General features: G+C 52.2%; 20 protein-coding genes and 3 riboswitches. Of the genes, 7 read left to right on the top strand and 13 right to left on the bottom strand.

The genetic code is table 11. The annotated features are described in order from the left end of the window. Window positions 1-406: 406 nt before the first annotated feature. The 6 genes from BBD41_RS27775 to BBD41_RS27755 form a co-directional block, all read right to left on the bottom strand. Window positions 407-2,653 (bottom strand): stalk domain-containing protein, encoded by a 2,247-nt coding sequence (locus BBD41_RS27775; RefSeq protein WP_077566637.1) that lies wholly within the window; start codon window positions 2,651-2,653, stop codon window positions 407-409. Window positions 2,654-2,887: 234 nt separating this feature from the next. Then, window positions 2,888-3,037: a hypothetical protein gene (locus BBD41_RS29885; RefSeq protein WP_157929344.1), complete on the bottom strand. Its 150-nt coding sequence runs from the start codon at window positions 3,035-3,037 to the stop codon at window positions 2,888-2,890. Between the two features lie 45 nt (window positions 3,038-3,082). After that, window positions 3,083-3,598: a GNAT family N-acetyltransferase gene (locus BBD41_RS27770; protein WP_077566638.1), complete on the bottom strand. Its 516-nt coding sequence runs from the start codon at window positions 3,596-3,598 to the stop codon at window positions 3,083-3,085. A gap of 103 nt (window positions 3,599-3,701) precedes the next feature. Continuing rightward, complete coding sequence (locus BBD41_RS27765) at window positions 3,702-4,430, bottom strand: class I SAM-dependent methyltransferase (protein WP_099479900.1); 729 nt, start codon at window positions 4,428-4,430, stop codon at window positions 3,702-3,704. Between the two features lie 155 nt (window positions 4,431-4,585). Continuing rightward, window positions 4,586-4,861, bottom strand: coding sequence for a CD3324 family protein (locus tag BBD41_RS27760; protein WP_077566640.1), 276 nt, complete (start codon window positions 4,859-4,861; stop codon window positions 4,586-4,588). Between the two features lie 327 nt (window positions 4,862-5,188). Continuing rightward, window positions 5,189-6,292 (bottom strand): threonine aldolase family protein, encoded by a 1,104-nt coding sequence (locus BBD41_RS27755; RefSeq protein WP_077566641.1) that lies wholly within the window; start codon window positions 6,290-6,292, stop codon window positions 5,189-5,191. A 310-nt stretch (window positions 6,293-6,602) separates the two neighbouring features. Between BBD41_RS27755 and BBD41_RS27750 the strand changes: the two genes are divergently transcribed. Beyond that, complete coding sequence (locus BBD41_RS27750) at window positions 6,603-7,538, top strand: cation diffusion facilitator family transporter (RefSeq protein WP_099479898.1); 936 nt, start codon at window positions 6,603-6,605, stop codon at window positions 7,536-7,538. A gap of 399 nt (window positions 7,539-7,937) precedes the next feature. On the opposite strand, the gene BBD41_RS27740 is transcribed toward BBD41_RS27750, so the two are convergent. The 4 genes from BBD41_RS27740 to BBD41_RS27725 all read right to left on the bottom strand — a co-directional run bounded on the left by BBD41_RS27740 (window position 7,938) and on the right by BBD41_RS27725 (window position 13,847). Beyond that, entirely contained in the window at window positions 7,938-9,716 is a 1,779-nt protein-coding gene (locus tag BBD41_RS27740) for an ABC transporter substrate-binding protein (RefSeq protein WP_099479894.1), read from the bottom strand. A gap of 139 nt (window positions 9,717-9,855) precedes the next feature. Further along, complete coding sequence (locus tag BBD41_RS27735) at window positions 9,856-11,913, bottom strand: catalase (protein ID WP_099479892.1); 2,058 nt, start codon at window positions 11,911-11,913, stop codon at window positions 9,856-9,858. Window positions 11,914-11,995: 82 nt separating this feature from the next. Beyond that, window positions 11,996-12,436, bottom strand: a complete 441-nt coding sequence (locus BBD41_RS27730) for a sigma-70 family RNA polymerase sigma factor family protein (RefSeq protein ID WP_189636036.1) — start codon at window positions 12,434-12,436, stop codon at window positions 11,996-11,998. Continuing rightward, a complete protein-coding gene (locus tag BBD41_RS27725; protein WP_077569003.1) occupies window positions 12,396-13,847 on the bottom strand; it encodes an aminotransferase-like domain-containing protein in 1,452 nt (483 codons plus the stop codon). The genes BBD41_RS27730 and BBD41_RS27725 overlap by 41 nt, the downstream gene beginning before the upstream one ends. Before the next feature lie 108 nt (window positions 13,848-13,955). On the opposite strand from BBD41_RS27725, the gene BBD41_RS27720 reads away from it, so the two are divergent. After that, complete coding sequence (locus BBD41_RS27720; RefSeq protein ID WP_099479889.1) at window positions 13,956-14,873, top strand: DMT family transporter; 918 nt, start codon at window positions 13,956-13,958, stop codon at window positions 14,871-14,873. Between the two features lie 151 nt (window positions 14,874-15,024). Here the strand turns inward: BBD41_RS27720 and gcvH are convergent, their stop codons facing one another. After that, window positions 15,025-15,414 carry a glycine cleavage system protein GcvH gene (gene gcvH / locus BBD41_RS27715; RefSeq protein WP_077566647.1) on the bottom strand — a complete coding sequence of 130 codons (390 nt, stop codon included), beginning with the start codon at window positions 15,412-15,414 and terminating at the stop codon, window positions 15,025-15,027. Between the two features lie 168 nt (window positions 15,415-15,582). Continuing rightward, a riboswitch (glycine riboswitch) is annotated at window positions 15,583-15,707 on the bottom strand. A 310-nt stretch (window positions 15,708-16,017) separates the two neighbouring features. After that, a riboswitch (glycine riboswitch) is annotated at window positions 16,018-16,127 on the top strand. A 3-nt stretch (window positions 16,128-16,130) separates the two neighbouring features. Continuing rightward, window positions 16,131-16,241, top strand: a riboswitch (glycine riboswitch). A gap of 111 nt (window positions 16,242-16,352) precedes the next feature. Between gcvH and gcvT the strand changes: the two genes are divergently transcribed. Genes gcvT through gcvPB form a run of 3 tightly spaced genes read left to right on the top strand, consistent with a single transcriptional unit; the run spans window position 16,353 to window position 20,271 of the window. After that, window positions 16,353-17,471 (top strand): glycine cleavage system aminomethyltransferase GcvT, encoded by a 1,119-nt coding sequence (gcvT, locus tag BBD41_RS27710; protein WP_077566648.1) that lies wholly within the window; start codon window positions 16,353-16,355, stop codon window positions 17,469-17,471. After that, the gene (gene gcvPA, locus BBD41_RS27705) at window positions 17,468-18,817 is read left to right on the top strand and encodes an aminomethyl-transferring glycine dehydrogenase subunit GcvPA (RefSeq protein ID WP_077566649.1); all 1,350 of its coding nucleotides are present in this window, start codon (window positions 17,468-17,470) and stop codon (window positions 18,815-18,817) included. The genes gcvT and gcvPA overlap by 4 nt, the downstream gene beginning before the upstream one ends. Continuing rightward, window positions 18,814-20,271, top strand: coding sequence for an aminomethyl-transferring glycine dehydrogenase subunit GcvPB (gene gcvPB, locus BBD41_RS27700; RefSeq protein WP_077566650.1), 1,458 nt, complete (start codon window positions 18,814-18,816; stop codon window positions 20,269-20,271). Before gcvPA ends, gcvPB begins: the two co-directional genes overlap by 4 nt. 240 nt (window positions 20,272-20,511) lie before the next feature. Here the strand turns inward: gcvPB and BBD41_RS27695 are convergent, their stop codons facing one another. Further along, window positions 20,512-22,119, bottom strand: coding sequence for a YcdB/YcdC domain-containing protein (locus tag BBD41_RS27695; RefSeq protein ID WP_077566651.1), 1,608 nt, complete (start codon window positions 22,117-22,119; stop codon window positions 20,512-20,514). Between the two features lie 121 nt (window positions 22,120-22,240). Here BBD41_RS27695 and BBD41_RS27690 point away from each other — a divergent pair, with 121 nt between their 5' ends. Beyond that, complete coding sequence (locus BBD41_RS27690; RefSeq protein ID WP_077566652.1) at window positions 22,241-23,035, top strand: arylamine N-acetyltransferase family protein; 795 nt, start codon at window positions 22,241-22,243, stop codon at window positions 23,033-23,035. A 184-nt stretch (window positions 23,036-23,219) separates the two neighbouring features. Here BBD41_RS27690 and BBD41_RS27685 read toward each other — a convergent pair whose 3' ends face one another. Continuing rightward, entirely contained in the window at window positions 23,220-23,699 is a 480-nt protein-coding gene (locus BBD41_RS27685) for a nucleoside deaminase (RefSeq protein WP_099479887.1), read from the bottom strand. A gap of 297 nt (window positions 23,700-23,996) precedes the next feature. On the opposite strand from BBD41_RS27685, the gene BBD41_RS27680 reads away from it, so the two are divergent. After that, window positions 23,997-24,326, top strand: a complete 330-nt coding sequence (locus BBD41_RS27680; protein ID WP_077566654.1) for a hypothetical protein — start codon at window positions 23,997-23,999, stop codon at window positions 24,324-24,326. Window positions 24,327-24,358: the final 32 nt, after the last annotated feature.

The following is a 24,358-nucleotide window of genomic DNA, read 5'->3' as shown; positions in this document are numbered from 1 at the left end:
ATTCCGCTTCAAATAGTGGAAATTTTTCGAGCCAAAATAACGAACACCCTTCAATCGTTAAACGGATGAGAATAATCTAATCAATGAGTGTTACCCAGCCTTGAATAAGTAACTTGAAGATCCTTTTTTTTGCATGCTTAAGAAACGGGCACTTTGGTTTGACTCCAGATATAAAGCAGGAATTTTTACAAGAAGTTATTGCTTGAATCGGAGAAGAGTGCGCGATCAAAAGTCTAACGAAGTGCCTCGAAGGATATGCGTAAATCGAGACAGGTACGTGCTGTCCCACCCGATTAAAGGTGTATACCCTTTTATTCAATCCTCGCTCCTAAATAAAAGACCCCACTCCTTAAGCCGAAGCCGTAAGAGTGGAGTCTTTTATCATTTCATAGATGATACCCATCCATTATTGCTTTAATTCCGGCATCTGGGTAAATAACAGATTCACCGGCAGATTGCTGCCTGGGGCCGCGGTCAGAATAATGTCAACCTGCTGTTCATAGTCGCCGGTCCGGTATAGAACCGATTGTTCCCCAGGGGATACCTGGCCTAACGAGTAGATCGGCGTAATCGTTCCGTTAACCATCGCATAGCCTGAATACTTTCCGCCGCGCGGGTTAAACGAAATCAGCGTATTCGGCGCAACGCGGTCCAGCGTAATTTTGTACAGGACGCCAAAATTGCCCGTATTCGAGGTAGTATCTCCGACCATCGGATCCGTTCCTTGAAGGTTCGGATCATCCATATTATCCCCTAATACCAATCGCTGAGGATCTGCCCCCACAAGCTCGGAATAACGGATGATGCGGGTGGAGTCCGGATACGTCCCACGGTTATGCACACCGTCTCGGTTCAAGATCGGCAGTTCCGGCAGAACCTTCAGCGGGTCGGATTTCTCGTCGATCATGATGACGTCAAATTGAAGCGGCAAATCGCTGTACATATCCGAGTATAAAGAGATGACATGCCCCTGCTTCATCCGCACGGCGCTAAGCTCGGTCATCACCAGCTTCTTCTCGCCCGGTGCAAGTGTTACCGACATTTGCTTGGAGCCATCCTGCATCGATTGGAAATAATTCAGCACCGATTTCTTCCCTGCCGCCGTTGCGATCGGGGAAGGTCCCGCGAAACCAAGATAATCCTGACGAAGCGTTACCGGCGTGCTGTTTTTGTTCGTTGCCACGACGTACATTTTGACGTTCTTATTCAAGTTGTTCACATGATGGATCATAAACCGCATATCTCCAGATGCCGTTTCCCGATATACAATGCCCTCGCTGTTGACGGTCTCCGGGCTGTTGCTGCGAATCAACGTGCTTGGTTCGTCATAGAACTCGTAATTGATTTTATCCCTGGACGTCACCGACCCCGTGAAAGTGAATTTCTCGCCTTCCGGAATAAAGAGTTTATTGAAGTCTTCTTCTACATACAAGGTTTCGTCCGTAATATTGATCGTATGCTCGTAAGAGGAGCTGAGCCCCTTTCTGTCCGTTACGGTCAGCCGGATCGTATGAACTCCCGGAGTAAAGTATGCATACTGCTTGTTTTCCCATTTGTACGTCAATTGCTCGTTCTTGTCTATGTCGTCATAGCTCTGATCGATGATCGTGACCAGTTCACCCATCTTATATTCGCCCTTATCGGTATCGAACATGGCGACAGGCGGCTGGTTAGGCTGAACGACAGTAATTTTCACGCTGTAAGGATCACTCCAGGTTCCGGTAGAATCCTGAACGGCATAAGTAACGGTGTACTCTCCCGGCGTATCGAATATGTCCTGTCTTCCTTCCCAGCGCTCATTAATAATCTCGCCCTGGGCGTTTTCAACCTCTGTGGTGTATGTAACGGTCGTTTGTCCTGCCAAAATCTCTTTCGGACCTACGGTGAATTTGGCTACCGGCTTGGTCTGCAAATTCATAATCACGCGCTTGCCCGCATTATCAACGGAATACGGAATCTCTAATGCCTGCGTGATGGCTGTCAGCGGAACCATGAAGGTGCCGTTCGTCTGATAAGAAGTGCCTTTCATGTTCTTGGATACCCCGTTGACGGTGTATTTGCTGCTGTTGGTTTTGAATCGGAGCTCGTTGCTTCCTTTGGTGATAACGGTCTCCTTCGTTTTCTTGTCATAAGAGACCTTGAAGCCGACCCGGTCTACAAGGGCGCGAATGGGAACATAGGATATGCCCTTCTTCACTTGCATCGGCTGTGGCGCATTGTAGGTGACGCCGTCTTGAATCATCTTGGTGCTGTTGAAATAAAGAATAAGTTCTTTGCCGCCAGCGCTTGTCTGGTTATTGGAGTTATTGGAGTTATTTGAGTTGTTTGGATCGTTCTGATTATCCTGGGCTTCGCCAGGAACAGTCGGCTCTTGTACGCCGCCCGTGCCTTCTGCTGCCGGATCGGTCGTCCCATCTTGCTCATCCGTAACTTCCCCTGTTACTGTCTCTGTCGAAGCAGCGTCCGTTTGAGAAGTAGTTTGCGAGGTCCCCTTCGTTTCGGCGCTCTTGTTCGTTGCTGTCTGTTCGTACACTTCCTGGGTCACTGTTCCCGTCTTGTCTTCCGGGACACTTGCATCCGCACTCGCCGGATATGCCGCAGCAAGTTGAGCTACAGCGAGCACAGCAAGCAGTGATCGTTTCTTCAGTTTCATTCCTAAGCTCCTTCTAATCCTATTTTGTTTATAATGAAAGATGTCCATACTATTAGACGCAAATATTGGTAAAAAAGTTTCTCTCATTCCTCAATTATTCTGATAGAAATTAAAAACAAGTTCTGCGATGTGCCAGTCGTCATGGTTCTCAGGTATCGCTGTTCCCTGTTTTTCGCAGCTAAAAAAGGCTGCCGGCGCGATTGCACCAACAGCCATTCACCCATACCGAGAGCTTCATCGATGGGAAATCCTGCGATATTTTACTAACAACACGGCATGGATCCAATCGGCCGCCATTAGAATCAAGTGGATCATGATCGCCGTCAGCGCTTCCCGGTTCGCGCAGACAAGATAACCATTCCGATCACGCTTCGATTGATACATGCTTGCTTCATCGTTGGATCATCTCCTGAGCATCCGTTCCCTCTTTCAAATGATTGCCAGTTCTTTCACGAGATACAACACCAGGTCGTCATCGGCACGAACCATCTCTCCGGGTACTACCGGGACATTATGGTACATGACGCCGTGTCCATCCGGTATGTAGCCTCTACGGCAGTATATCCGCTGCGCGGCTCCGTAATCCTTGTACAGTCCGACACCGATGCCGATGCGATGCGTCGTTTCACGGGCGATGTGTTCAAACTCTTCGATGATCCGATTGGCAATGCCTTGCCTTTGGTACTCCGGAAATACGTTCAAATCGTTAATTTCCGGGATGCCGTTTTCGCGAAAAAACGGATAATCCGACTCATATTTCAAATGGGAGACGCCGGCCAGCTCTCCGTCCGCCAACGCCAGCAGCGTTACGCGCTTTCCGGTCCGGTTCTCGAGGTCGCACCGATCGTAATATGCCTCCGGACGATGTATTTGATGCTGCGCGAACGCTTGCTGCCAGGCATTTTTGAGTTCCATGCTGTCCAATCTCTTGATGGTGATCTCCATGATGGCCATCCCCTCACTTTCTGCCTTTTCTCACATTAGGTTTAATCTCTATAATAACCGATTTCCTCATGCTGGTAAACGACCTTGCAACCTGTAATGCTGCTTAACGCGCAGCCGAAATCAACAGAAACATCGGCCGGTGGCGCTCCTCCTCCCATTCCGGGTGAACGGCCAGCTGTTCATCCGACGGTCCCCAATCCTCTACATGGGAAATCGAAAAGCCAGTTCCGATCAAAAGATTCAGATACGTTCCGATCGTCCGATGCTGCTTAATGACGTCTTCCGCCAACCAATTCGTGGTTCGAGGTCCCTCGTATTGATAATGATCGACAGGCCATGTCTTGTGGCCGTCCGGATGATGGATCCATCCAGCTCCTTGCGATGCCGTATAAATCGGATGCTCGATCGAGCATACCAAACGGCCGCCAGGCTTAAGCGAACCATGCGCCTGCTTGAAGAGCCGCTCTAGATTCTCGATATAATGAAAAGCAAGCGAGCTATATACCAGATCATATTTCGCCCGCTCCAGCTCAACCGTTTCCAGATCCGCCTGGACGTATGAAATTTGCGGGTCCTGCGTTTCATTCTTGGCCCTTGCAAGCATTTTGGCAGACACGTCGATTCCTAAGACGCTTACGGCACCTTGCTCCATAGCCCAACGGCTGAACCAGCCGAAGCCGCAGCCTAGATCAAGCACATGGGTCCCCTTCATGTCGGGCAGGAGCGACCGAAGCGCCGCCCATTCCGGTGCGCCGCCTAGCCCCTGGATGGAACGATTCAATTGAGTGTAGCCTTGAAAGAACTCCTCGTTATCATAAATGTTTTGGGTCATCATGATCACTCCCTGTTTTCTTCCGTGTTCCTCTAAATTTATCGCGCTCCGCGATGCAGCTCAAGTTCAAGAACGATTCGGATTCGAAAAGGATCACCCCATAAAAAAAGCGATATTTGAACGATCGCGCTGACCGCGTCAAATATCGCCTCACTTTAACGTTTCAGCTTGTGCTGCCGGATGATCCTCCGGATGGATTGCTCCGTAAGATAATGCCGCTGCGCCAGCTGACGGATGGATTCTCCTCGGCGGTAGCTATCATAGATCTCCCGGTTCCTGCGGGTTAATTCCGCTTTGGCCCCTGTCCGCTCTCCCCAGCTTGCACGGCGGCCGGCCTTTCTGGGGATGTAAATATAACCGCCATCTATATACTGTTGAATTATCTCGATCACATGTTCAGGCAAAAGATGCTGTGCATTTTCATATTTCATATTTGCCGCCCCTATCTACATTGGAATGGTCCGTTTTGCCGAAACCTCATGTAAATAGCGGGCAAAGCATGCACAAGTAACAATGACGCCTTAACTCGAAGCAGGCTCCGAACAAACCGTCTGTGTTCGTAGTTTCCTTGCTGTGCTGCTTTGCCCGGAGCCTGTTTTAACCTTCTGAACGGTGGTGCTTCTATGATAAGCCATGCGATTATTCACCTCGCGTTAATGGAATCAAATATAACGATTGCGCAATGCTCTTATTCTAACAGCATGCTCGTCGTCGACAAAACCATGAAAATCAATCATCCTTCAACTCGTGTAGTTTGGTTAAACCAATGCAGCACGCTTAATTTTCTCATCCAGCAGACGGAAAGCCATCATCAAGTCTTCTTTCGGCACCTGGCTGTAACGGTCCCCGATATGCACCTCGGTAAAACAGCTATGATCGTCTGTTTCACGCAAATAACTGACCAACCCAACCCCGGTTTCGTCAAGCACGTCGACCAAAAGCGGCTCCAGCCGCTCCATACTCATCCGAAAGTGGACATGAAACATGTTCGATACTGGAATTTCGGGCCGGGTCTGAATCCCTTCGCACTGGTTGAACAGCATGGCCAGTTCCTTGGCCTCCTCATAATACTGCTTCATTCGTCCGATTCTGAGTTTGTAATAATAATCCGAGCTAACGATGTACGGATACAAGCTGACCAGATCTCCACCATGCCTCCGTTTCCATATTTTCGATTTCGCCGTAAACTCCGCATTTCCCGCCAGAATAGCCCCGGCAATCCCGCCGATGCCCTTGTAAAACGAAACATACACACTGTCAAAAAGAGCGCAGATTTCTGCAGCGGACTTTCCGTAGTACGGTGTAATTTCAAACAGTCTTGCTCCATCCAAATGCAGCTTAATCCCGTTAGCGCGGCAAAAAGCCGATATCGCTTCCAGCTCCCCGTAATCAGGAAGCTGCCCGCCGATCTCCCGCTGCGGCAGTTCCAGCAGCAGGCATGATATCCGTTCATCCAGACGCTGGACATCCTCAAGCGTAATCAAGCGGTCTTTATCCGCTAGAAGGATCGGCTCAATATGATGTAGCTCCTTAAGGCCGTCCTCTTCATGGATTTCCAGATGACACAGAGGATGATAGGCCACCTTCTTTAATCCTGCTTCATCACACCAGATCCGAAGCGCAATCTGCTGCGCCATCGTCCCGCTCGGGAAGAACACGGCCGCCTCCTTGCCGAGCGCCTCAGCCATTCGGCTCTGGAAGTCTTCGATAATCGCCCCGCGGCCATACATGTCTGCCGATTGTCCGCCGTCGACATCGTCGAATGCCTCCAGCAAAACCTCAGCTGTCCGGGCACCATGTCCGATTAACGGATAAGCAGTCTTGCTATAAGATTCATTTAGAGATTTTTTATTCTGCTGCATAAATACCGGTATCCCCTTCCCCTATCGGGCTTTAACGAAAAGTTTCAAACCTCATCCGCTTACTACTCGCCTGTTCATGCTTAAGCATACTAGATATTTGGGCTACAGAATATGCTTTTCACTAAAAATGAGCCGCAAGAAAGGAAAGACTTGACAAAGGCGATGCTGCAAAATTATACTTTTATATGAGCATATGTTCATATTCGATTAACAAGATAACCATTGCCTCAAAGTCCAAACCGCTAGCATTCGATTTTTTACTTGAGCGCTTTGCCTGCAGACTTGAGGCGTACGAAGGGAGCTCATTATCATGCATCATCATAGCCATCACCATACTCATGATCACGGACATGACCACAGCCACCATGATCATGTCCGTTCTGGGAACAAGAAAGGCTTGGGCATTGCGCTCACCATTACACTCGGCATCATGATTCTTGAATTTGCCGGCGGTCTTATCACCAATAGCCTTGCATTGCTTTCGGATTCCGGCCATATGCTGAGCGATGCAAGCGCACTGCTGTTAAGCCTCGCGGCAATGTGGTTCGCGACCAGGCCGCCTTCACCGAAGAAGACCTACGGCTTTTACCGCTTTGAAATTTTGGCAGCCCTGTTAAACGGCGTCGCTTTGTTTGTAATCACGGGGATTATTGTCTGGGAAGCGATACAGCGCTTCAGCGAGCCTCCTGCCGTTGCCGGCGGCAGCATGATGCTGATTGCCTTCATCGGTCTGTTTGCTAACCTTATGAGCGCTTGGTTCTTGATGAGAACCGGGGATGTCAAGAATAATGTGAATCTTCGCAGCGCCTATCTTCATGTGCTCGGGGATGCTCTGGGTTCGATCGGCGCCATTGCTGCCGGTATCGTCATGATTGCCTTCGAATGGTATATCGCTGATCCGATCATATCCGTCTTCGTGTCTCTGCTCATTCTGCGGAGCGCATGGCGAATCATTCAGAGCACCGTTCATATCCTGATGGAAGGCGCCCCCGCCGGAGTAGATACCGAAGAGGTGTCGAAGGCGCTGCTTTCCCTTGAAGGCGTTGTAGGCATTCATGATCTTCATATCTGGACGATTACGTCCAGCATGGATTCCCTCAGCTGCCACTTGGTCATAGAGGATGATAAGGACGGGTACAGGGTTTTGCAGCAGGCCATTTATCTGCTGGGGAAGCAATTCCATATGGACCATGCAACGATACAAATCGAGAACTCAACGATCATCCACAAGGAAATCGAGGTTTAAAAGTGAGGAACAGCTGCGTAAGTGAAAAGGGGAAATCCTCTTGATGAGGTTTACACTTTTTACGGATATGAATGGCCTCCATAATGAACGTAACACGACATTCCACGTTCATTCATTCAGACGTAATCCAGAATGTCTGACAGGAGGCAATAGTGATGTACGATGGCTACACGCTGGAGAAGCTGCAGGAATATCGGCAATCGGAATGGGAACGGCTTGAACGCAGAGGCTTATTTATTCAACATGATTCTTTGGAGAAACATTTCCTGGCGGGCAAACGAAGCCTTCTTCATAAACTTTTCGGCTTATTTGGAATGGGGAGATCTCGATCAAGCCAAAAATTCCTCTGATGCGAAACAGAGCAGGTGCGGATTTACCGCTGCCTGCTCTGTTTTTCATTTATACCCGCCAAATTTGCCTGAAGTCGAGCCAACCTAGCCGGTTAATGACAATCCCCTTATAGGAAGCATTCAAATGGGCATAAAACCTCGTATGTGCAAGGAATAGAATTTGCGCTTCCTCCCGCATCCGATCTTCGATTTTCTTCAAATGGCCGAATCTCTCTTTGGCATCCCGGCTCGCTAAGGCGCAATCAATGCACGCCCTGACCCATTCCCTGAGCGCCGGATCCATGAGCTCTTTCACAAAGCTGCTGTTCTGCTCATAGTTTTCAACCAGGCACACTTCTTCGCCGGGCAGCACCAGCGCATGCACAATGCAATCCATCTCTTTCATTACATCCGGGCGAAGAATCGTATCCATCCGCTCTTCGCGGATGATGACCGGTATTCCGATTTCGGCGCAGCGTTCCTTGATCCATGCTGCGTCCTTGGCATGATTCGCGATCGTGCCCAAGACAATCGGCATTCCATCATAGCCTGACTGTTCCAGCAAGGATTGTGCAAGCACCGGGTCGCACAGCTCCTGGTATTCACTTGTCTTCTTATCCCGGATAAAGCTTCTGGCCGGAAACAGACGGTGTTCGCCGAGCTCCCGGACCAAGGCTTTGCGATCAAGGACCAGATCTACGGCACGCCGGAACAACACGGATTGATACGGACCTGGTTTTGTCATATTCCATGTCATCATGCTCGTGCACCCTTCGGTGGTCTCCACCGTCACCACGTCGCCGATTCCGTTATCGGCCTGCGATGCATCTTCATCCTGAAGCAGATTCTCCCAGCTGACCTCATAATGCATTGCTTGCTCCGGCATGATGACAATGTGCACGGTGTCCAAATGGGGACGACCTTGATAGTAATGCGGATTGGCGTGGAGGACCAATCGTTCTTCGTTCCAGGTCTCGATGATGAACGGACCTGTGCCCGTCGGGCGGGCCCAATACGAAGCTTCGTCCGGTTCGGCCAGGTGCCTCGGAAGAATGGACATACAGATCGCGCTGAGGAACCGGATAAAGATCCGATTCGGTTTGTTCAGCCAAAATCGTACAATGCGCGGCGTGACGATTTCGACCTGATTCAGCTCACGAACGATCCAGCCGTTGCGTTTTCCTTGTCGAAGCCGTTCGACCGTATATTTGACATCATGTGCGGTCAATTCGGTGCCGTCATGAAACAGAATCCCTTTTCGAAGATGGAAGGTCCATACCGTTCCGTCATCGCTGCACTCCCAGTAATGGGCGATGGCCGGCAGATAACGGCCGGTTTCGTTGTCGTAGTTCACCAGCCTGTCGAAGATTTGTTCAATCATATGGGACTGAACGCTGTATACGCAATCGGCCGGGTCCAGCGACTCAATAGTCCTGTAGATCGGAAGACGTAAGGAATCCTTGGCCTGTTCACCTTCCTGCTCTTTGCAAAATCCGAAATGACCGTTCATCCATTCCACAAACGACTCATTTGTGCGAATATCGTTTCCATACGTCCGGAGCAGCTCAAACGCCCGCTTATACTCCCCCTTCTCCGCCCATTGCCGCGCCGATTCCTGCAGAAGCTGCTCCCGATTGGCCAGAAACGTCAGTACGGAACGGTTTCCCCGTCCCCGGCCTGCCTTCCAGGTTATCCAAGCCTTCTCCTCCATTTTACGCAGGACAAGCTTCGCATTACGTTCCGTGCAATACAAGGTGGCTGCGATCACTTCAAGTGTCACTTTCGTCGAAGTGCCCTCCGCCCCGTCAGCCAGCTTCCGATGCAGCATCAAATATTGTTCGCCAAGCAAGGCACCTCACTCCCCCGTCACGGATATATACCTTGTATTCTACAGGGTGTTCCGGGTTCGCGCGATACCTAATTATCGTTTAAGCTTTTACTCTAAACGATGCCTAACCAATTAGCGGATTGCATCTTCAGCCAGCCCTTTACACGGTTCTTAACCAATGCCGGTGAGCTGCAATGGCTCCGATGAAACTTTGCCCGAAGGATTTCAAATCGTCGCCCTCGCGGGCTGTAACGATACCGTCGCCGCTGGCCGAAGGCAGTAAATTGACGCCCTCGTCGATCGCTGCAATCGGCTTGTAATGCTGATAGGCCTCTCTTACGAAGTCAAGTACCTTTGGCTCGCTCAGAAGCTCGGATACACTGAGTGTCCCTCCCGCTACGAGCACCGCGTCAAATAAGACCGAATCGGCTCCGAGCAGGGAATGCTTCACTTCAAGCTCGCCGCTGGTCTTGCCGCGAATTATGCCAAGCTTGGCGCTTACGATCTCCGTTATGACACCGGCCTGCTGCAGTTGGGTAAGGACGAACGGCAGCTCGTCCGAATATCCGTTGCCGGCCAACACGGCAACTTTACGGGTAAGCGGTAGCTTCACGGTATTCATCATGCTCAGGGCTGGTGAGACCAAGCTGGATGCGGAACCGCTTTTTTGCGGCGGAATCGTGCCGATGCCTTCCGATATGCGGGTGGCGAGCTCACCGTCCACGTTCGCGAACACGTCGACAACCTGCTGGCGAATTTCCTTCCGCTGCACCTTGCCCAGCTCGAACTGGAACGCGGAGACGATATGCTGCTTCTCGACTTCGGACATGCTGTTCCAGAACATGGACGCCTGGCTGAAATGATCCTTGAAGCTGTCGCTTCGCTCTCTCACCTTTCGGCCCTCTACCTTTTCGGTATAATGTTCATAACCTCCGTACTCACCCGGCACCGGTGCCGGCGTATTCCCTGCGATTCCGTTCTTGTGATAGCTGACCGGACCTTTGTTGATCGTCATGCGATGCATGCCGTCCCGCTGGTTATTGTGGACCGGCGCAATCGGACGATTGATCGGAATCTCGTGAAAGTTCGGTCCGCCGAGACGGGACAGCTGCGTATCCGTATAGGAGAACAGCCGGCCTTGCAGCAGCGGGTCGTTGGTGAAATCAATCCCCGGCACGACATGTCCGGGATGGAAGGCGATTTGCTCGGTCTCGGCGAAGAAATTATTGGTATTGCGGTTCAGCGTCATTTTTCCGATAAGCCGCACCGGGACGAGCTCCTCCGGCCATATTTTCGTAGGATCCAGAATGTCGAAGTCAAAGCGGAATTCATCTTCCTCCGGAATCATCTGCACACCAAGCTCATACTCCGGATAATTCCCCGATTCAATCGCTTCCCACAGATCGCGGCGGTTGAAATCCGGATCCTTTCCCGCAAGCTTCTGCGTCTCATCCCAAACTAAGGAATGGGTGCCAAGCACCGGCTTCCAGTGGAATTTCACAAAATGGGCTCTGCCTTGCTCATTCACAAACCGGAACGTATGTACACCGAAGCCCTCCATCATCCGGTAGCTTCTCGGCAGCGCACGGTCGGACATTGCCCACATCACCATATGCACGCTCTCGGTATTATTGGCCACGAAATCCCAAAATGTATCATGCGCGGACTGGGCCTGCGGAATTTCGTTGTGCGGCTCCGGCTTCACGGCATGGACGAAATCAGGAAACTTCATTGCATCCTGAATGAAGAACACCGGCATATTGTTGCCGACAAGGTCGTAATTGCCCTCCTCCGTATAAAACTTGGTCGCAAAGCCCCTCACATCCCTGACCGTATCCGCAGAGCCTCTGGAGCCTGCAACCGTTGAGAAACGGACGAACACCGGCGTAACCGTTGACGGATCCTGCAAGAACTTCGCTCTGGTAAAAGCCTTCATGGATTCGTACACCTGAAAAAAACCATGAGCTCCGAAGCCTCGCGCGTGGACGATGCGTTCAGGAATCCGTTCATGGTCAAAATGGGTCATTTTCTCCCTGAAGTGGAAATCCTCCATGAGGGTCGGTCCTCGTACGCCCGCTTTCAGCGAATGCTCATCCTCGGATACCCGAAGTCCCTGGTTGGTAGTCAAGTCCTTGCCGTCATTATCCACCGTGAACTGATCCAGCTGCTGGTCCTTGATCGTCTTCTTGCTGCTGTTGTTCGAATTGGAATCCTTCATGCGTCACGAACCTCCTGGTTTGAAGTTGGTGCGATTCTGCCGCCGCACTTGAGCACCTTCTTACACGCAGGCAGCAGAATAACTAGGCATCGACAACTATTACCCGGCAATATGGAAAGCGAATCCAGGTCCATCCTTCCTTCATGAACCCATCCTTCATATTCACAAAAACAACTCCTGTTATAATGCCTTGCTGATAGAAAACGACACCGGTTTGACCATTCAGTTCCCTGATCTCGATTAACGGCGTCCCGCCATCCTCCAGCTGCGCGTTGTGCAGAATCCCCAACAGGAAGCGGGCAACCTTCTCTCTCGATTCAAGCGGACGGGCAGCAGCGAGGATCTCGCCTCCGCCATCCGAGATGAGGACAGCATCTTCCGCAAGCAAGCTTAGTACATGCTCGGCGTTCGCTGCCGATAATGCGGCAAAGAAGCCGTTCCCCCACTCCTGCTCCTCCGGGCGAACTCCACTGCTATTTATTTTAAATGCCCCATCCAATATCCTCCCGATGAGCCGCGGCAATTAAACGCCCCACTCCTTCCTCCATCCGGTCCTCGGGGATAAACGAATAGCTAAGCCGAATCCACGAGTCCATAGCATCAAGCGGGTCGCAGATGCGGCCGGGCACAAAGGCCACGGACGCTTGCAGGCATCGCTGCAGCAGCGCATCTGCGGATAACGGCTCGGGCAGCTGTACCCACAAATTTAAGCCCCCGCCCGGACTGCTCCATTTCCAGCCGGTCGGAGCAAGCAGCGCCTCCATTTTCTCTTTGCGCAGCTCCAGTGCCGTGCGCAGCTTCGCCACATGATTCTGAAGACGGCTGGAGAAGAAGTACTGCTGAAATATCTTTTGCGTCAATAGCGGCGTGCCGTTATCGGACAGCGCTTTGACGGGAACGATCGCCTGCATCATTTCGGGTCGTGCGGCAAGCACGGATATCCGGAGCCCCGGTGCAACATATTTGCTAAAACTGCGAATGTGAATGACGTAGCCTTCGGTATCATAGTAAAACATGGGTGCCGGCGGCATCGCGCCGAAATACATATCATGGTATACCTCGTCCTCCACCAGAACGCACGCATAGCGCTCGGCCAACTCGACCAACTGCTTCCGCTGAGGCACGGGGACCGTGTAACCCGTAGGGTTCTGGAAGGTCGGATTCATATAGAACAAGGAGGGCTTCTCATCCCGCATAAGCTGCTCGAGCCGGTTAAGGTCATAGCCCATTGGCGTGATCTCCACCGGGACGAGCTTCACGTTTTGCTGGACGAACACATCAATCGCCGGGCTGTACGTCGGCCGTTCGATCAAGATGGTGTCCCCGCTTTTCACTAAGGCACGGGATATCAAGTCTATCGCTTGCTGCGAGCCCGTCGTGATCATCAGCTCCTCGGGATGCAGCGAGATGCCTTGCTTTTGCATGAAATACTGCGTTAGCTCTTCCCGCAGCTCCGGATCGCCCTTCACCGAGGAATACGTGCTCAAGACTCTCGGATACATATCAAAAACTTGCTTCACGTGGTTTGATAAAAACGCGTTCGGCAGCAGATTGGGATTGATCAACGCCTCCGACATCTGATAATCCACCGGGATGCGATGGATGTCCGACAACCGGCTGCGATGGATATACTGCGATTTGGCAGGATATATCCATGCTTGTTCCTTGAGATTGACTCCTGCCGTTCCCTGGCTTGCCGGCGCTACGAAATAACCGGATTTGTACTTGGATACAACAACGCCCTCATCCTGCAGCCGCTGGTATGCTTTCAGAACCGTCAATCGGTGCACCTGCATTTCCTCGGCCAACTGCCGGACAGACGGGAGCCGCTCACGCTCCCCCCACTTTCTGGACTGAATCCCCTCAATGATGACATCATAAACCGACTGATGAAGCGTACGCTTTCCTGAACCTGCTTCCCGGGACGATTGCACCTGCACCCACTCCTCCTCCGATCGCTGTGTAGTACGACAATCTGTTCTATTTCTTGCCGATCTGTTCTATTAGCTTCCTATTATAGTATACAAAAAGGAGGAGGTACCATGATTATTTTCAACTATTTGCTAATGTGCGCCATCTTCAGCACAACATTTCTCGTCATCAAGATCGGCGTCGAGGCCGGACTTCCGCCGTTCTTCTCGGCGGGGGTACGATTTTTACTCGCAGGCGCGCTCCTCTTCCTCTGGATGTATTGGAAGGGTAAAGCCAGTCTGCGCCTGCTCCCGCGCAAGGAATTCATGCTGATCGGGATGACCAGCACGTTTATGACCTTTGCCACGCTGTACTGGGCGGAGCAGCATGTCGATTCGGGTCTTGCTGCCATTTTGTCCGCCACGGGGCCGATGATGATCCTGATCATCCAAGCCGTGTTCCTAAGAAAAGGAAGCAGTCCCAGCGACTACATAGGCTGTATCGTCGGCTTCATGGGTGTCTGCGTGCTAATCCTGCCGAAACTGGTGTTGGAGCATGAGGGCATATGGATTCTAAGCTGCATCCTGATTCTCATCGGCGAAGCCGCATACGCTGTCGGCAGCCTGGCTACGCGCAAGCTCACCTTCGATCTGTCGGATGTGTCGCCGATCACCCTGAATGCGGTGCAAATGCTATACGGAGGAGCCGCATTACTGCTGTTATCGTTGTTCACGGAGCAAATGACGTTGGAGCAACTGTCATCCTGGCCTGCCGCCGGTTCGGTCCTATATCTTATGGCTGTCGGCTCCATGCTCGCGCACAGCCTGTATGCCTGGCTGCTAAAGGCAACAAATGCTTACTTTCCATCGACGTGGCTCTTCATTTCCCCGATGGTCGCATTAGGGCTCGGGGCGCTTATGTACGGAGAACACCTAACGAAATACTCGATCCTGGGCAGCATGCTGGTCCTGTTCGGGATCGTCCTGATGCAGTGGCGGGGCATCCGCTCCCGACTGCGGGCACGAAGATACGGAACGCCATCGGCATAGGATGAAGGTATAAAGGATGAAGGCGGCTGTCCCGCTTTCGAGTGACATAAAAAAAACAGCTGTGTCGATCGTAAGTCTCGCTTTACGAACGCGCAGCTGTTTTTCTTGAACTATTCTGTCCACCATCAATGCGGACCCTTGCTTACTTCATTTAATCAACCTTCGCTCGGTACGCATCAGCACTGAGAAGCTTCCCAAGCGCTTCCTCCACGTCGCCATCCACCTCAACTTCAACGAGCCAACCGCCTTCATAGGGTTCACCGTTTACCAGCTCCGGCTGATCCTCCAGCGCTTCGTTAATCTTCGTAATTTTGCCGGGAACCGGACAATACAGCTCCGATACGGTTTTCACCGATTCAATCGTGCCGATGCTGTCTCCGGCGCTAACAACAGTACCCGGCTCTGGCAGCTCAACGAATACGATATCGCCAAGCTGGCATTGCGCATGATCGGAAATGCCCACGCGCACCACATTGCCGTCCACCTTCAAAGCCCATTCATGGTCGTCGCTGTACACCAAGTTCTCTCTGATTTCGCTCATTACGGATACACCCTTTACTTTTGGAATCATAATGAAGTGAATATATAAAAAAAGGACGAAAAAAGGCCTTCGCCTTCTCTCTGTCCTCGGTACCTGAGAGTTTATGACGGACCGCTGGTCGATCGTCCCGTCTTTCCCCTTGGGTGGCTTGCGCACTCTCCAGAGCTGCGTCAGATGGCGGTACTTTTACCTGAGAGATTATTCGTTATCCCGGCAGGGCTAACGGGTTGCTCCTTCGGTGCCGCTAAAGGCTGCATGCGCCTTGTGTTGCGGTCTCTCCCGTCCATCGTCATCCGCTTATTCGGTTGGGTGATTCTCCCACAGAATAAATCAGGGCTTATCGTTATGTCAAGATATCTGACAGAAATTTTATTTTCAGAACACGGGGAATGGATTCCAGCTACTACCGATACCAATTTAAGCGAACTGCCCGTTTTCCCCTTCTCTGTTGCTGGGATGTCGTTTCCCTCGGGATTATGGCAAAACCCCCGATATTTCGCATCTCAGCTTGAAATAATGGTTGACACATTATGGAGAAGGCCGTTTATAATAATCAGAAGAACGACACAGGTAAGTTAACAACTTCATAACAAGATATGGCGAATGATGGTAGCGGGAGAGATTACCGGTCAGCCCCGCTTGACTGGTAACGCCGAAGGAGTAAGCCGCTGGATTGCGGTGAATCTCTCAGGCAAAAGGACCTTTACCGGACGCACCTCTGGAGAGCATTCTACAGTGTAGAATCACCCACGGGGAAACTCACACGAGCTCTACATAACGACGAACATCATGAGATGTGGGGTAACTCTCAGGTACAAAGGACAGAGCAGAAGATCGAAGAAACGAACGTGCTAGTTTTAGCGCGTCTTGTTAGCTTCCCTTCTGTCTGTCCTTTTTTGATGTCCCTCGCATTTCTACCAATCCGAAGAGGTGAAGAGATGAGTTCATTACTGCGCACACCGCTTTACCCGCTTTACTCCGATTTCCCTTCTGTCCGCTGCATCGACTTCGGCGGCTGGGAGCTGCCCGTGCAATTTACCGGCATCGTTCAGGAGCATGAAGCCGTTCGCAAGCATGCCGGACTGTTCGATGTCTCCCATATGGGCGAATTTTTCGTTGCCGGTCCGGATGCCGAGGCCTTTCTCCAGAAGATGACGACAAACGACGTGACCCGGCTATCGGTCGGCCAGGCCCAATATACTTTGCTGTGCAACGACAACGGCGGAGTTGTGGATGATCTTCTCGTCTATAAGCTGGCTGACGCGCGCTACATGCTCGTTGTCAATGCATCGAATATCGACAAAGATTTTGCCTGGCTTCAAGATCATCGTTTCGGCGACATCGAGCTCCGTAACATATCCGCTGAGACGGCATTGATCGCGCTGCAGGGTCCTGCTGCCGAAGCGATCATATCGGCAGCCGTCCCGGAAGCCGAAACACTCCAATCCCTTCCTTCCTTTCATTTCATTCAGGATGTTCACGTATTTGGTTCCAAGGCCCTCGTCTCCCGAACGGGATACACCGGAGAGGATGGTTATGAAATATACTGCACCGCAAACGAAGCTCCGGCCATTTGGAGAGGCCTGCTTGACACAGGTCGGACGCATGGACTAGTCCCCGCAGGTCTCGGCGCTCGCGACACGCTCCGTTTCGAAGCCAAGCTGCCGCTCTACGGACAGGAGCTATCGGCAGACATTTCCCCGCTGGAAGCCGGCCTCGGATTTTTCGTCAAGCTGGATAAAGGCGATTTTATTGGACGTGAAGAGCTGATTCGGCAAAAAACAGAGGGTGTTGCCCGCAAGCTCGTCGGCATCGAGATGATCGACCGCGGCATCCCGCGTTCTCACTATACGGTTCACGACCAAAACGGTGATCCGATCGGTGAAGTAACGAGCGGAACGCAATCCCCTACGCTGAAACGCAGCCTGGGACTTGCGCTTATCGACAGCGCCCATGCAGCGCTTGGATCCGAGGTGTGGGTTGAAATTCGCGGGAAGAAGCTAAAGGCCAAAGTCGCCAAAACCCCATTCTACAAAAGAGGAGCTGCCTTAACATGAAGCATCGCTATTTGCCTATGACCGATCAGGATCAAGCCGACATGCTTGCCGTGATCGGCGCGAAATCGATCGAGGATCTGTTTGTCGACATCCCAGCGGCCATCCGTTATAACGGCGTTCTGCCCATGTCGGAGCGAATGAGCGAACCTGAGCTGCTGAAGCATATGCGTGCCCTTTCGGACCGCAACGCCGACTTTGACCGCTACACCAGCTTTCTGGGCGCCGGCTTGTACGATCATCATATTCCCGTCGTGCTGAACCACGTCATTTCCCGCTCGGAATTTTATACCGCCTACACGCCGTACCAGCCGGAAATCAGCCAGGGCGAGCTGCAGGCCATATTCGAATTTCAATCCTATATCTGCGAGCTGACCGGCATGAAAGTGGCGAATGCCAGCATGTATGACGGCTCTACCGCACTGGCTGAAGCTGCGGCTCTTGCCAGCGGCGCCACGAAACGAAGCAAAATCATCGTTTCCCGCGCCGTCCATCCGGAAGCCCGCGAGATTCTGCTCACATCCGCCCATGGCTTGGGTCTGGAGATCATCGAGATCGGATGCGTGAACGGCGTGACCGACCAAGCGGCGCTTGCTGCCGCGATCACGGACGAAACGGCCGCCGTCCTGCTCCAGTCGCCGAATTTCTTCGGATGCATCGAGGATGTGAAGGCCATCGAGCCTAAGGTTCACCAGCATAAAGCACTGCTCGTCATGAGCGTGAACCCGCTCTCGCTAGGCTTGTTGGAATCGCCGGGGGGCATCGGGGCCGATATCGTCGTCGGCGATGCCCAGCCGCTCGGCATCCCGGCCTCTCTCGGCGGGCCGACGTGCGGTTTCTTCGCGGTCTCCGAGCCGCTCATGCGCCGCATTCCCGGACGGATTGTCGGACAGACCGTCGATAAGGACGGCAAGCGGGGATTCGTATTGACGCTGCAAGCACGCGAGCAGCATATCCGCCGCGAGAAAGCAACGTCGAATATTTGCTCCAATCAGGCGCTGCTCGCTCTCTGCGCCTCGGTATACATGTCCACGATGGGGAAAGCGGGGATGCAGGAAGCCGCACTCTTGAATGTTCGCAAATCCCACTATGCAGCGGATCGTGCTGCCAAAGGTTCACTCTCCCTTCCGTTCAGCGCGCCGTTCTTCAACGAATTCGTGGTGCAGCTGCCGGAGGGAACGGACATAAACGCCGTTAATCGGAGGCTCCTTGCGGCCGGCTTTATTGGCGGATATGATCTCGGAGCCGCCTACCCCGAGCTGCAAGGGTGCATGCTGATCGCCGTTACCGAACGGCGGACGAAGGAAGAAATCGACCGATTTATCGATGAATTGGAGGCGATCGTATGAAACCGGATAAAGCATTGATATTTGAACTCAGCAAGCCGGGCCGTGTCGCCTATTCGCTCCCCGAATGCGACGTACCGGAGACGGATGCAGCCTCATTGATTCCGGAGCATCTGCTTCGCAGCCAGCCGGCCGAGCTGCCGGAGGTCTATGAGGTCGATGTCATCCGTCATTATACCGAGCTGTCGCGAAGAAACTTCGGCATCGATAACGGCTTCTATCCGCTCGGCTCTTGTACGATGAAATACAATCCGAAAATTAATGAGGACGTGGCACGTTTCGCGGGGTTCGCCAAAATCCATCCCTATCAGCCTGAAGAAAGCATCCAAGGCGCGCTGGAGCTTCTCTATACGCTGCAGCATGATTTGGCCGCGCTGACCGGCATGGATCAGGTTACGCTTCAGCCCGCAGCCGGCGCTCACGGGGAGTGGACGGGGCTGATGCTGATCCGGGCATACCACGAAAGCCGCGGCGAGAAGCGCACAAAAGTCATCGTTCCCGATTCCTCCCACGGCACGAATCCGGCCAGCGCTACCGTTGCCGGCTATGAGACCATTACCATAAAATCCAACGAGCGCGGCATGGTCGATCTTGAGGCGCTGCGCGCAGTCGTAGGCGAAGATACCGCAGCGCTGATGCTGACCAATCCAAGCACCCTCGGCCTGTTCGAGGAGCAGATCGTGGAAATCGCCGAAATCGTGCACGAAGCAGGCGGCCTGCTCTACTATGACGGAGCCAATTCCAACGCGATCATGGGCATTACGCGCCCGGGTGATATGGGATTTGACGTCGTCCATCTCAACCTTCACAAAACAATGAGCACCCCGCACGGCGGCGGCGGTCCCGGCGCAGGCCCTGTGGGGGTCAAGAGCAAGCTGATTCCGTTCCTGCCGAAGCCGGTCGTCTCCAAACGGGATGACGGCACGTATTATTGGGATTACGACCGTCCGCAATCCATCGGGCGGGTCAAAGCCTTCTACGGCAACTTCGGCATACTTGTTCGCGCTTATACGTATATCCGAACCTACGGTCCGGAAGGATTGCGGCGTGTATCCGAGCTGGCCGTCCTCAATGCGAATTACATGATGCATCGTCTGGCGCCTTATTACGAGGTTGCTTACCCGGGCCTCTGCAAGCATGAATTCGTGCTGTCCGGCAGGAAGCTGAAGGAGTATGGCGTTCGGACGCTGGACGTAGCCAAGCGTTTGCTGGATTTCGGCTACCATCCGCCGACCATCTACTTCCCGCTGAACGTTGAGGAGTGCATCATGATCGAGCCGACGGAGACGGAAAGCAAGGAAACGCTTGACGGCTTCATCGATACGATGATCCAAATCGCCAAGGAGGCACAGACCGATCCGGAGCTGGTTAAGAACGCGCCGCACACCACCGTCGTAAAGCGTCTTGACGAAACGACGGCTGCACGCAAACCGGTGCTCAATTGTACGTGCGGTTAATTGCGGCAGCATCAGAAAGGAAACGAGCAAGAACTCTTCGGCATCCAGCATCAGCTTTCATCCTGATTGCGGGAATGTAGCGACAGGCCAGTCGCAGCTCACAACCTATATATGCATGATCAAAGGGATCCCATACGCCGACATTGCGGCGCACGGGATCCCTTATTGGGTAACGTTATTTTTTTCTTGCATCATATTATGAAGTTCAGTGGCTCAAAGCTCCGGCTCAATGTGCAGACATTAAGATTTCAAATCCGGCCTCCAGATCAGTTCTCCCGATACCGCATCAATATACTGGAGTGTGGCCGCCTTTTCGGTCCCGTCCACAGCTCTCCTTCGCTTCACAGCAGGCTCATAGATCAGCCGATAGCGCCCTGAATGGTCATCTCCGTCATAGTACCAGCGCATTGACACTTCCAGCCGCTCCTCCACTTTTCTCGACGCCTCTTGTTCGCTGATCTTCGCGATGAAGGGATTCTGTTCAAGCTCCCGAATCTTCTCGATGGACACCCCGCGATACATTAGAACATGACCGGTGATACGGCATATACTGATCGTTACGCCTTCCAGGCGTACACGGTAGGGACCGATAAACAACAGGAGATGGAAAAACTCCCGGTCAGGGTCCTTCTCTTCTTCCTCTTCCAGCACCAACTGCAAATATTTCGCGTACTCAGGACAGCACTGATGAAGGAATTGCTGCGCTTTCTCCCAGCACTCCGCACGGGTTAACGATGGTTTCCTCATATGATCCGGTTTCATTTTAGTGTAATAACTAACAAGCTGCCCCGTGGAAATCTCGATTTGGAGCATATGCGATGCATTCAGCCTGTTTACGGCCTTCCCCCATCTTCTCGACATATATCCGTCCACGGAGAGCGGATCCTCTTGGTCGCCGCTAGTCCGTTCTTCCGTCGACTTCCGCTCAGTGTAGAAGAGATACAATTGTTCACCGTCATCCTTGCGCTCCCCTAATGCATATAACAAAGGATCAATCCTCAACACGGTCTCCCAATAACGCTGGGCTGCATTCCAATCATTGAAATCCATGTTATTGATCGAAACATTCCCACGATATCCCGCAGACTTGTCCGGTTTCATCGCATCATCCTGAACGTTAGGTCCGCTCCAGTTGAACTCGCTGACGGGACGGCTCGGCGGATACAGCGCATGCAGAAGATTTTGCAAAGGCTTGCCGGACACCGCATCATACTTACGATGAATCGTAACCGGCTCATAAACGAGACGATGCTCCATCGTGTCCGCTGTCGTTTCATTATCGCCCGGATACAATGCAGCAATGACGGGAACCAAGCACAGCTCCTGTATCATTGTTCGTCTTGCCGCATCCGGGCTTATCCTCTCGGCAGGCCATTCCGGCAACCTCACCGGGGGCGTTTCGTTCCGGTAACGAACGACCCGCATATCCCGGCCGATCCGTAGCGTACAACCGGTAACCGGCACTTCCAGTCCGCCGACTTCCATTCGGTATTTGATGGTGTACACGTGATCGGTCTCGTCGATCCGGACCCGGGTGAACCGTTCATGCCCCGGAAGGTGTTCCTGCACAAAGGCATTAGCCACAGCTCTTGCAGCCTCCTTAGAGGCTTCGCCCGAAGGCCCAGCCTCTTTCCCGGTTCGGATATATAAACTCATTAAACATCCTGTTTCAAGGGATAGCGAGATCTCGATATTGTTGTCTTCGCTGCGTGGATCCTCCCATATGTAAGCACACTCCCTCGGTGCTTCGCCCTTCGGTGTATGATCCGCCATGACCAGCCGATAATGCTCAGGGATATCGACAACCGCCTTTGCTGCAGCCAGCAGCGCCGATTCTTCAAGTGCCATAGGTGCGCCCCCTTTCCATTCCTTTTTCCATGGGTCTTCATTTCCATCCTTCAAGAATAGTATATAATGAGAAATATCTTGGATCGATCAAGCTCAAAAATAATAGAGATGCGGTGATACCTTGAACACAACAACGGAAACCCTTAGCGCAACAAAATATCTGGAGCGAATCGGCTATTCCGGCCCGATCGTCGAAAGCGCCTATACGCTGGCCAGATTGCAGGAGCAGCATGTGCATTCGGTTCCCTATGAGAACCTGGATATCCTAGCACATGTACCGATCTCCCTCGAGATTCCGGCGCTCTATGATAAAATCGTGAACCGGCGGCGCGGAGGATATTGCTTCGAACTCAACGCACTATTCGGGTGGCTGCTGCAAGAGCTTGGGTTTAAAGTAACCCATTATTTCGGGCGCTTTTGGCAAGGAGAATCGCTAACACCTCCGAAAAGGCGGCATCAGGTTCTGCAGGTAACCATCGGGGATCAGCGTTTTATTGCTGATGTCGGCGTAGGTGGAGCGGGTCCCCGTCAGCCGCTGGAGCTGGTCGACGGTCTAGAACAGGTGCAGGGCGACGAGACCTACCGCCTTCGGGCGAATACCGACTACGGCTGGATGCTGGAGCAGCAGAAGCAAGGCGGCTGGGAATCCGTCTTCTCCTTTACCGAAGAACCCAATCTGCCGCAAGACTTCATCACCACCTCGTATTGGTGCGAGCATGCCCCTGATTCGCCGTTCAACAAATTCGTAAGAATCTCCATGCGGACAGCGGAAGGACGAAACACCGTAGAAGGCGAGGAATTCCGGATTTTTACGAGCGGCGGGGTCCACACCTTCAAGCCGAGGTCTGAACGGGAGTTTGAGGATGCTCTGCATACTTATTTTGGAATCAAAATTACTGATCAAATGAGGCAATAATCCGTCTTTTACTATAAACGCACGGGCTTCATACTTAGAGGTTATTTGACGGCCTCGTTCATGACAACCGGGTTCCCTTAGGGAGCCCGGTCCTTTGTTATTTTGTTCAGGGCTGCTGCTGAGTATCAACACGGAACGCTGTGAATAGGCACTTCAGAGAATCGGTCCGCGCAATAAGCAACCCTTAATATTCGATTTTTCGTTCGGCAGAAGACCATGCTTGAAAAGGCAGCAAGTAATCAGGCGGCTGAAGCAGCATCATCGGGATGGAACGCTGTTCCATAGGCTTTGCGATCTCTTCATAGATGAAATGATCGTCAAACCCGATATTGGCAGCATCCTTCTTCGTGCTTGCATAATAAACCGCATCCGGCCTGGACCAATAGATAGCCCCCAGGCACATCGGGCAAGGCTCGCAGCTGGTGTAGATTACGCATCCGGTCAGCTGGAAGCTCTGCAGATGGTTGCAGGCTTCGCGAATCGCCTGAACTTCAGCATGTGCCGTCGGCTCGTTTAGTGCTGTGACGAGATTTCGCCCTTTGCCGATCACCTTGCCATCCTTGACCACAATCGCCCCGAATGGCCCTCCTTCGGCTTGCTCCACGTTACGATAGGCTTCCTCAACCGCCATCTTCATCCAATACTCATGACTGTATGCCGTCATCTAATAATCGCTCCCTTCCTCGCTTCATGTTTCAACAAAACGGAATCATTTTATCTTTCCGAGCAATTTTCCCACTGGCTTGTGTCCACCCAAAATATCATATCACATCCGATCTGAATCACTATAATTTTTCCAAATCCTGAGATGATCCATGCTGTAAGCGTGAGGTGTGCTAAAATTATGGCTTGACGATGTGTATACATATGTATACAATCAACTTAACTGGTATACAATTGTATACATTTTGCATTTTGATTGCTATACATTTGAATACGATCATTGCAGGAGGTGAACGGAGTGAAGCACGAAGACCCCATTGAAAAGATTCAACATCGAGAGGATTTCGAAGGCAGCCAAAGACGCGGGGGTCGGCATAGTCGGCACCGGGATGACCGGGGCCACGCTGGCAGGGAGCACGGCAGGGCCCAGACTTTCCGTCGAGGTCGTGCGCTGGCATTTCTGGACCAGTTATACGTGAAGCGGGACTCGTTAAAGCGGCAGGTGAACGACCCCGATTTTGAAGCGATTCGTCAAGTGGTGAGCGGGGAATTAAAGGCGGTGGATCAGATCATCCAAGAGTATATCCAGGCTTTCGATCTGCATGAGTCGCACAGCACGGAGAATTGAAAGGCCAGATCCATGATCCAGACCCATTCTGT

This window comes from Paenibacillus ihbetae (assembly GCF_002741055.1).
In the GTDB taxonomy this organism is placed as follows: Bacteria; Bacillota; Bacilli; order Paenibacillales; family Paenibacillaceae; genus Paenibacillus_AQ; species Paenibacillus_AQ ihbetae.
The sequence above is the reverse complement of the archived record's forward strand: the minus strand, read 5'-3'. Positions and strand labels throughout refer to the sequence as shown.

Coding starts and splice junctions, on each gene's coding strand:
- BBD41_RS27775 (WP_077566637.1), bottom strand. CDS start 2,653: ATGAAACTGAAGAAACGATCACTGCTTGCTGTGCTCGCTGTAGCTCAA.
- BBD41_RS29885 (WP_157929344.1), bottom strand. CDS start 3,037: ATGTATCAATCGAAGCGTGATCGGAATGGTTATCTTGTCTGCGCGAAC.
- BBD41_RS27770 (WP_077566638.1), bottom strand. CDS start 3,598: ATGGAGATCACCATCAAGAGATTGGACAGCATGGAACTCAAAAATGCC.
- BBD41_RS27765 (WP_099479900.1), bottom strand. CDS start 4,430: ATGACCCAAAACATTTATGATAACGAGGAGTTCTTTCAAGGCTACACT.
- BBD41_RS27760 (WP_077566640.1), bottom strand. CDS start 4,861: ATGAAATATGAAAATGCACAGCATCTTTTGCCTGAACATGTGATCGAG.
- BBD41_RS27755 (WP_077566641.1), bottom strand. CDS start 6,292: ATGCAGCAGAATAAAAAATCTCTAAATGAATCTTATAGCAAGACTGCT.
- BBD41_RS27750 (WP_099479898.1), top strand. CDS start 6,603: ATGCATCATCATAGCCATCACCATACTCATGATCACGGACATGACCAC.
- BBD41_RS27735 (WP_099479892.1), bottom strand. CDS start 11,913: ATGAAGGATTCCAATTCGAACAACAGCAGCAAGAAGACGATCAAGGAC.
- BBD41_RS27720 (WP_099479889.1), top strand. CDS start 13,956: ATGATTATTTTCAACTATTTGCTAATGTGCGCCATCTTCAGCACAACA.
- gcvH (WP_077566647.1), bottom strand. CDS start 15,414: ATGAGCGAAATCAGAGAGAACTTGGTGTACAGCGACGACCATGAATGG.
- gcvT (WP_077566648.1), top strand. CDS start 16,353: ATGAGTTCATTACTGCGCACACCGCTTTACCCGCTTTACTCCGATTTC.
- gcvPA (WP_077566649.1), top strand. CDS start 17,468: ATGAAGCATCGCTATTTGCCTATGACCGATCAGGATCAAGCCGACATG.
- gcvPB (WP_077566650.1), top strand. CDS start 18,814: ATGAAACCGGATAAAGCATTGATATTTGAACTCAGCAAGCCGGGCCGT.
- BBD41_RS27695 (WP_077566651.1), bottom strand. CDS start 22,119: ATGGCACTTGAAGAATCGGCGCTGCTGGCTGCAGCAAAGGCGGTTGTC.
- BBD41_RS27685 (WP_099479887.1), bottom strand. CDS start 23,699: ATGACGGCATACAGTCATGAGTATTGGATGAAGATGGCGGTTGAGGAA.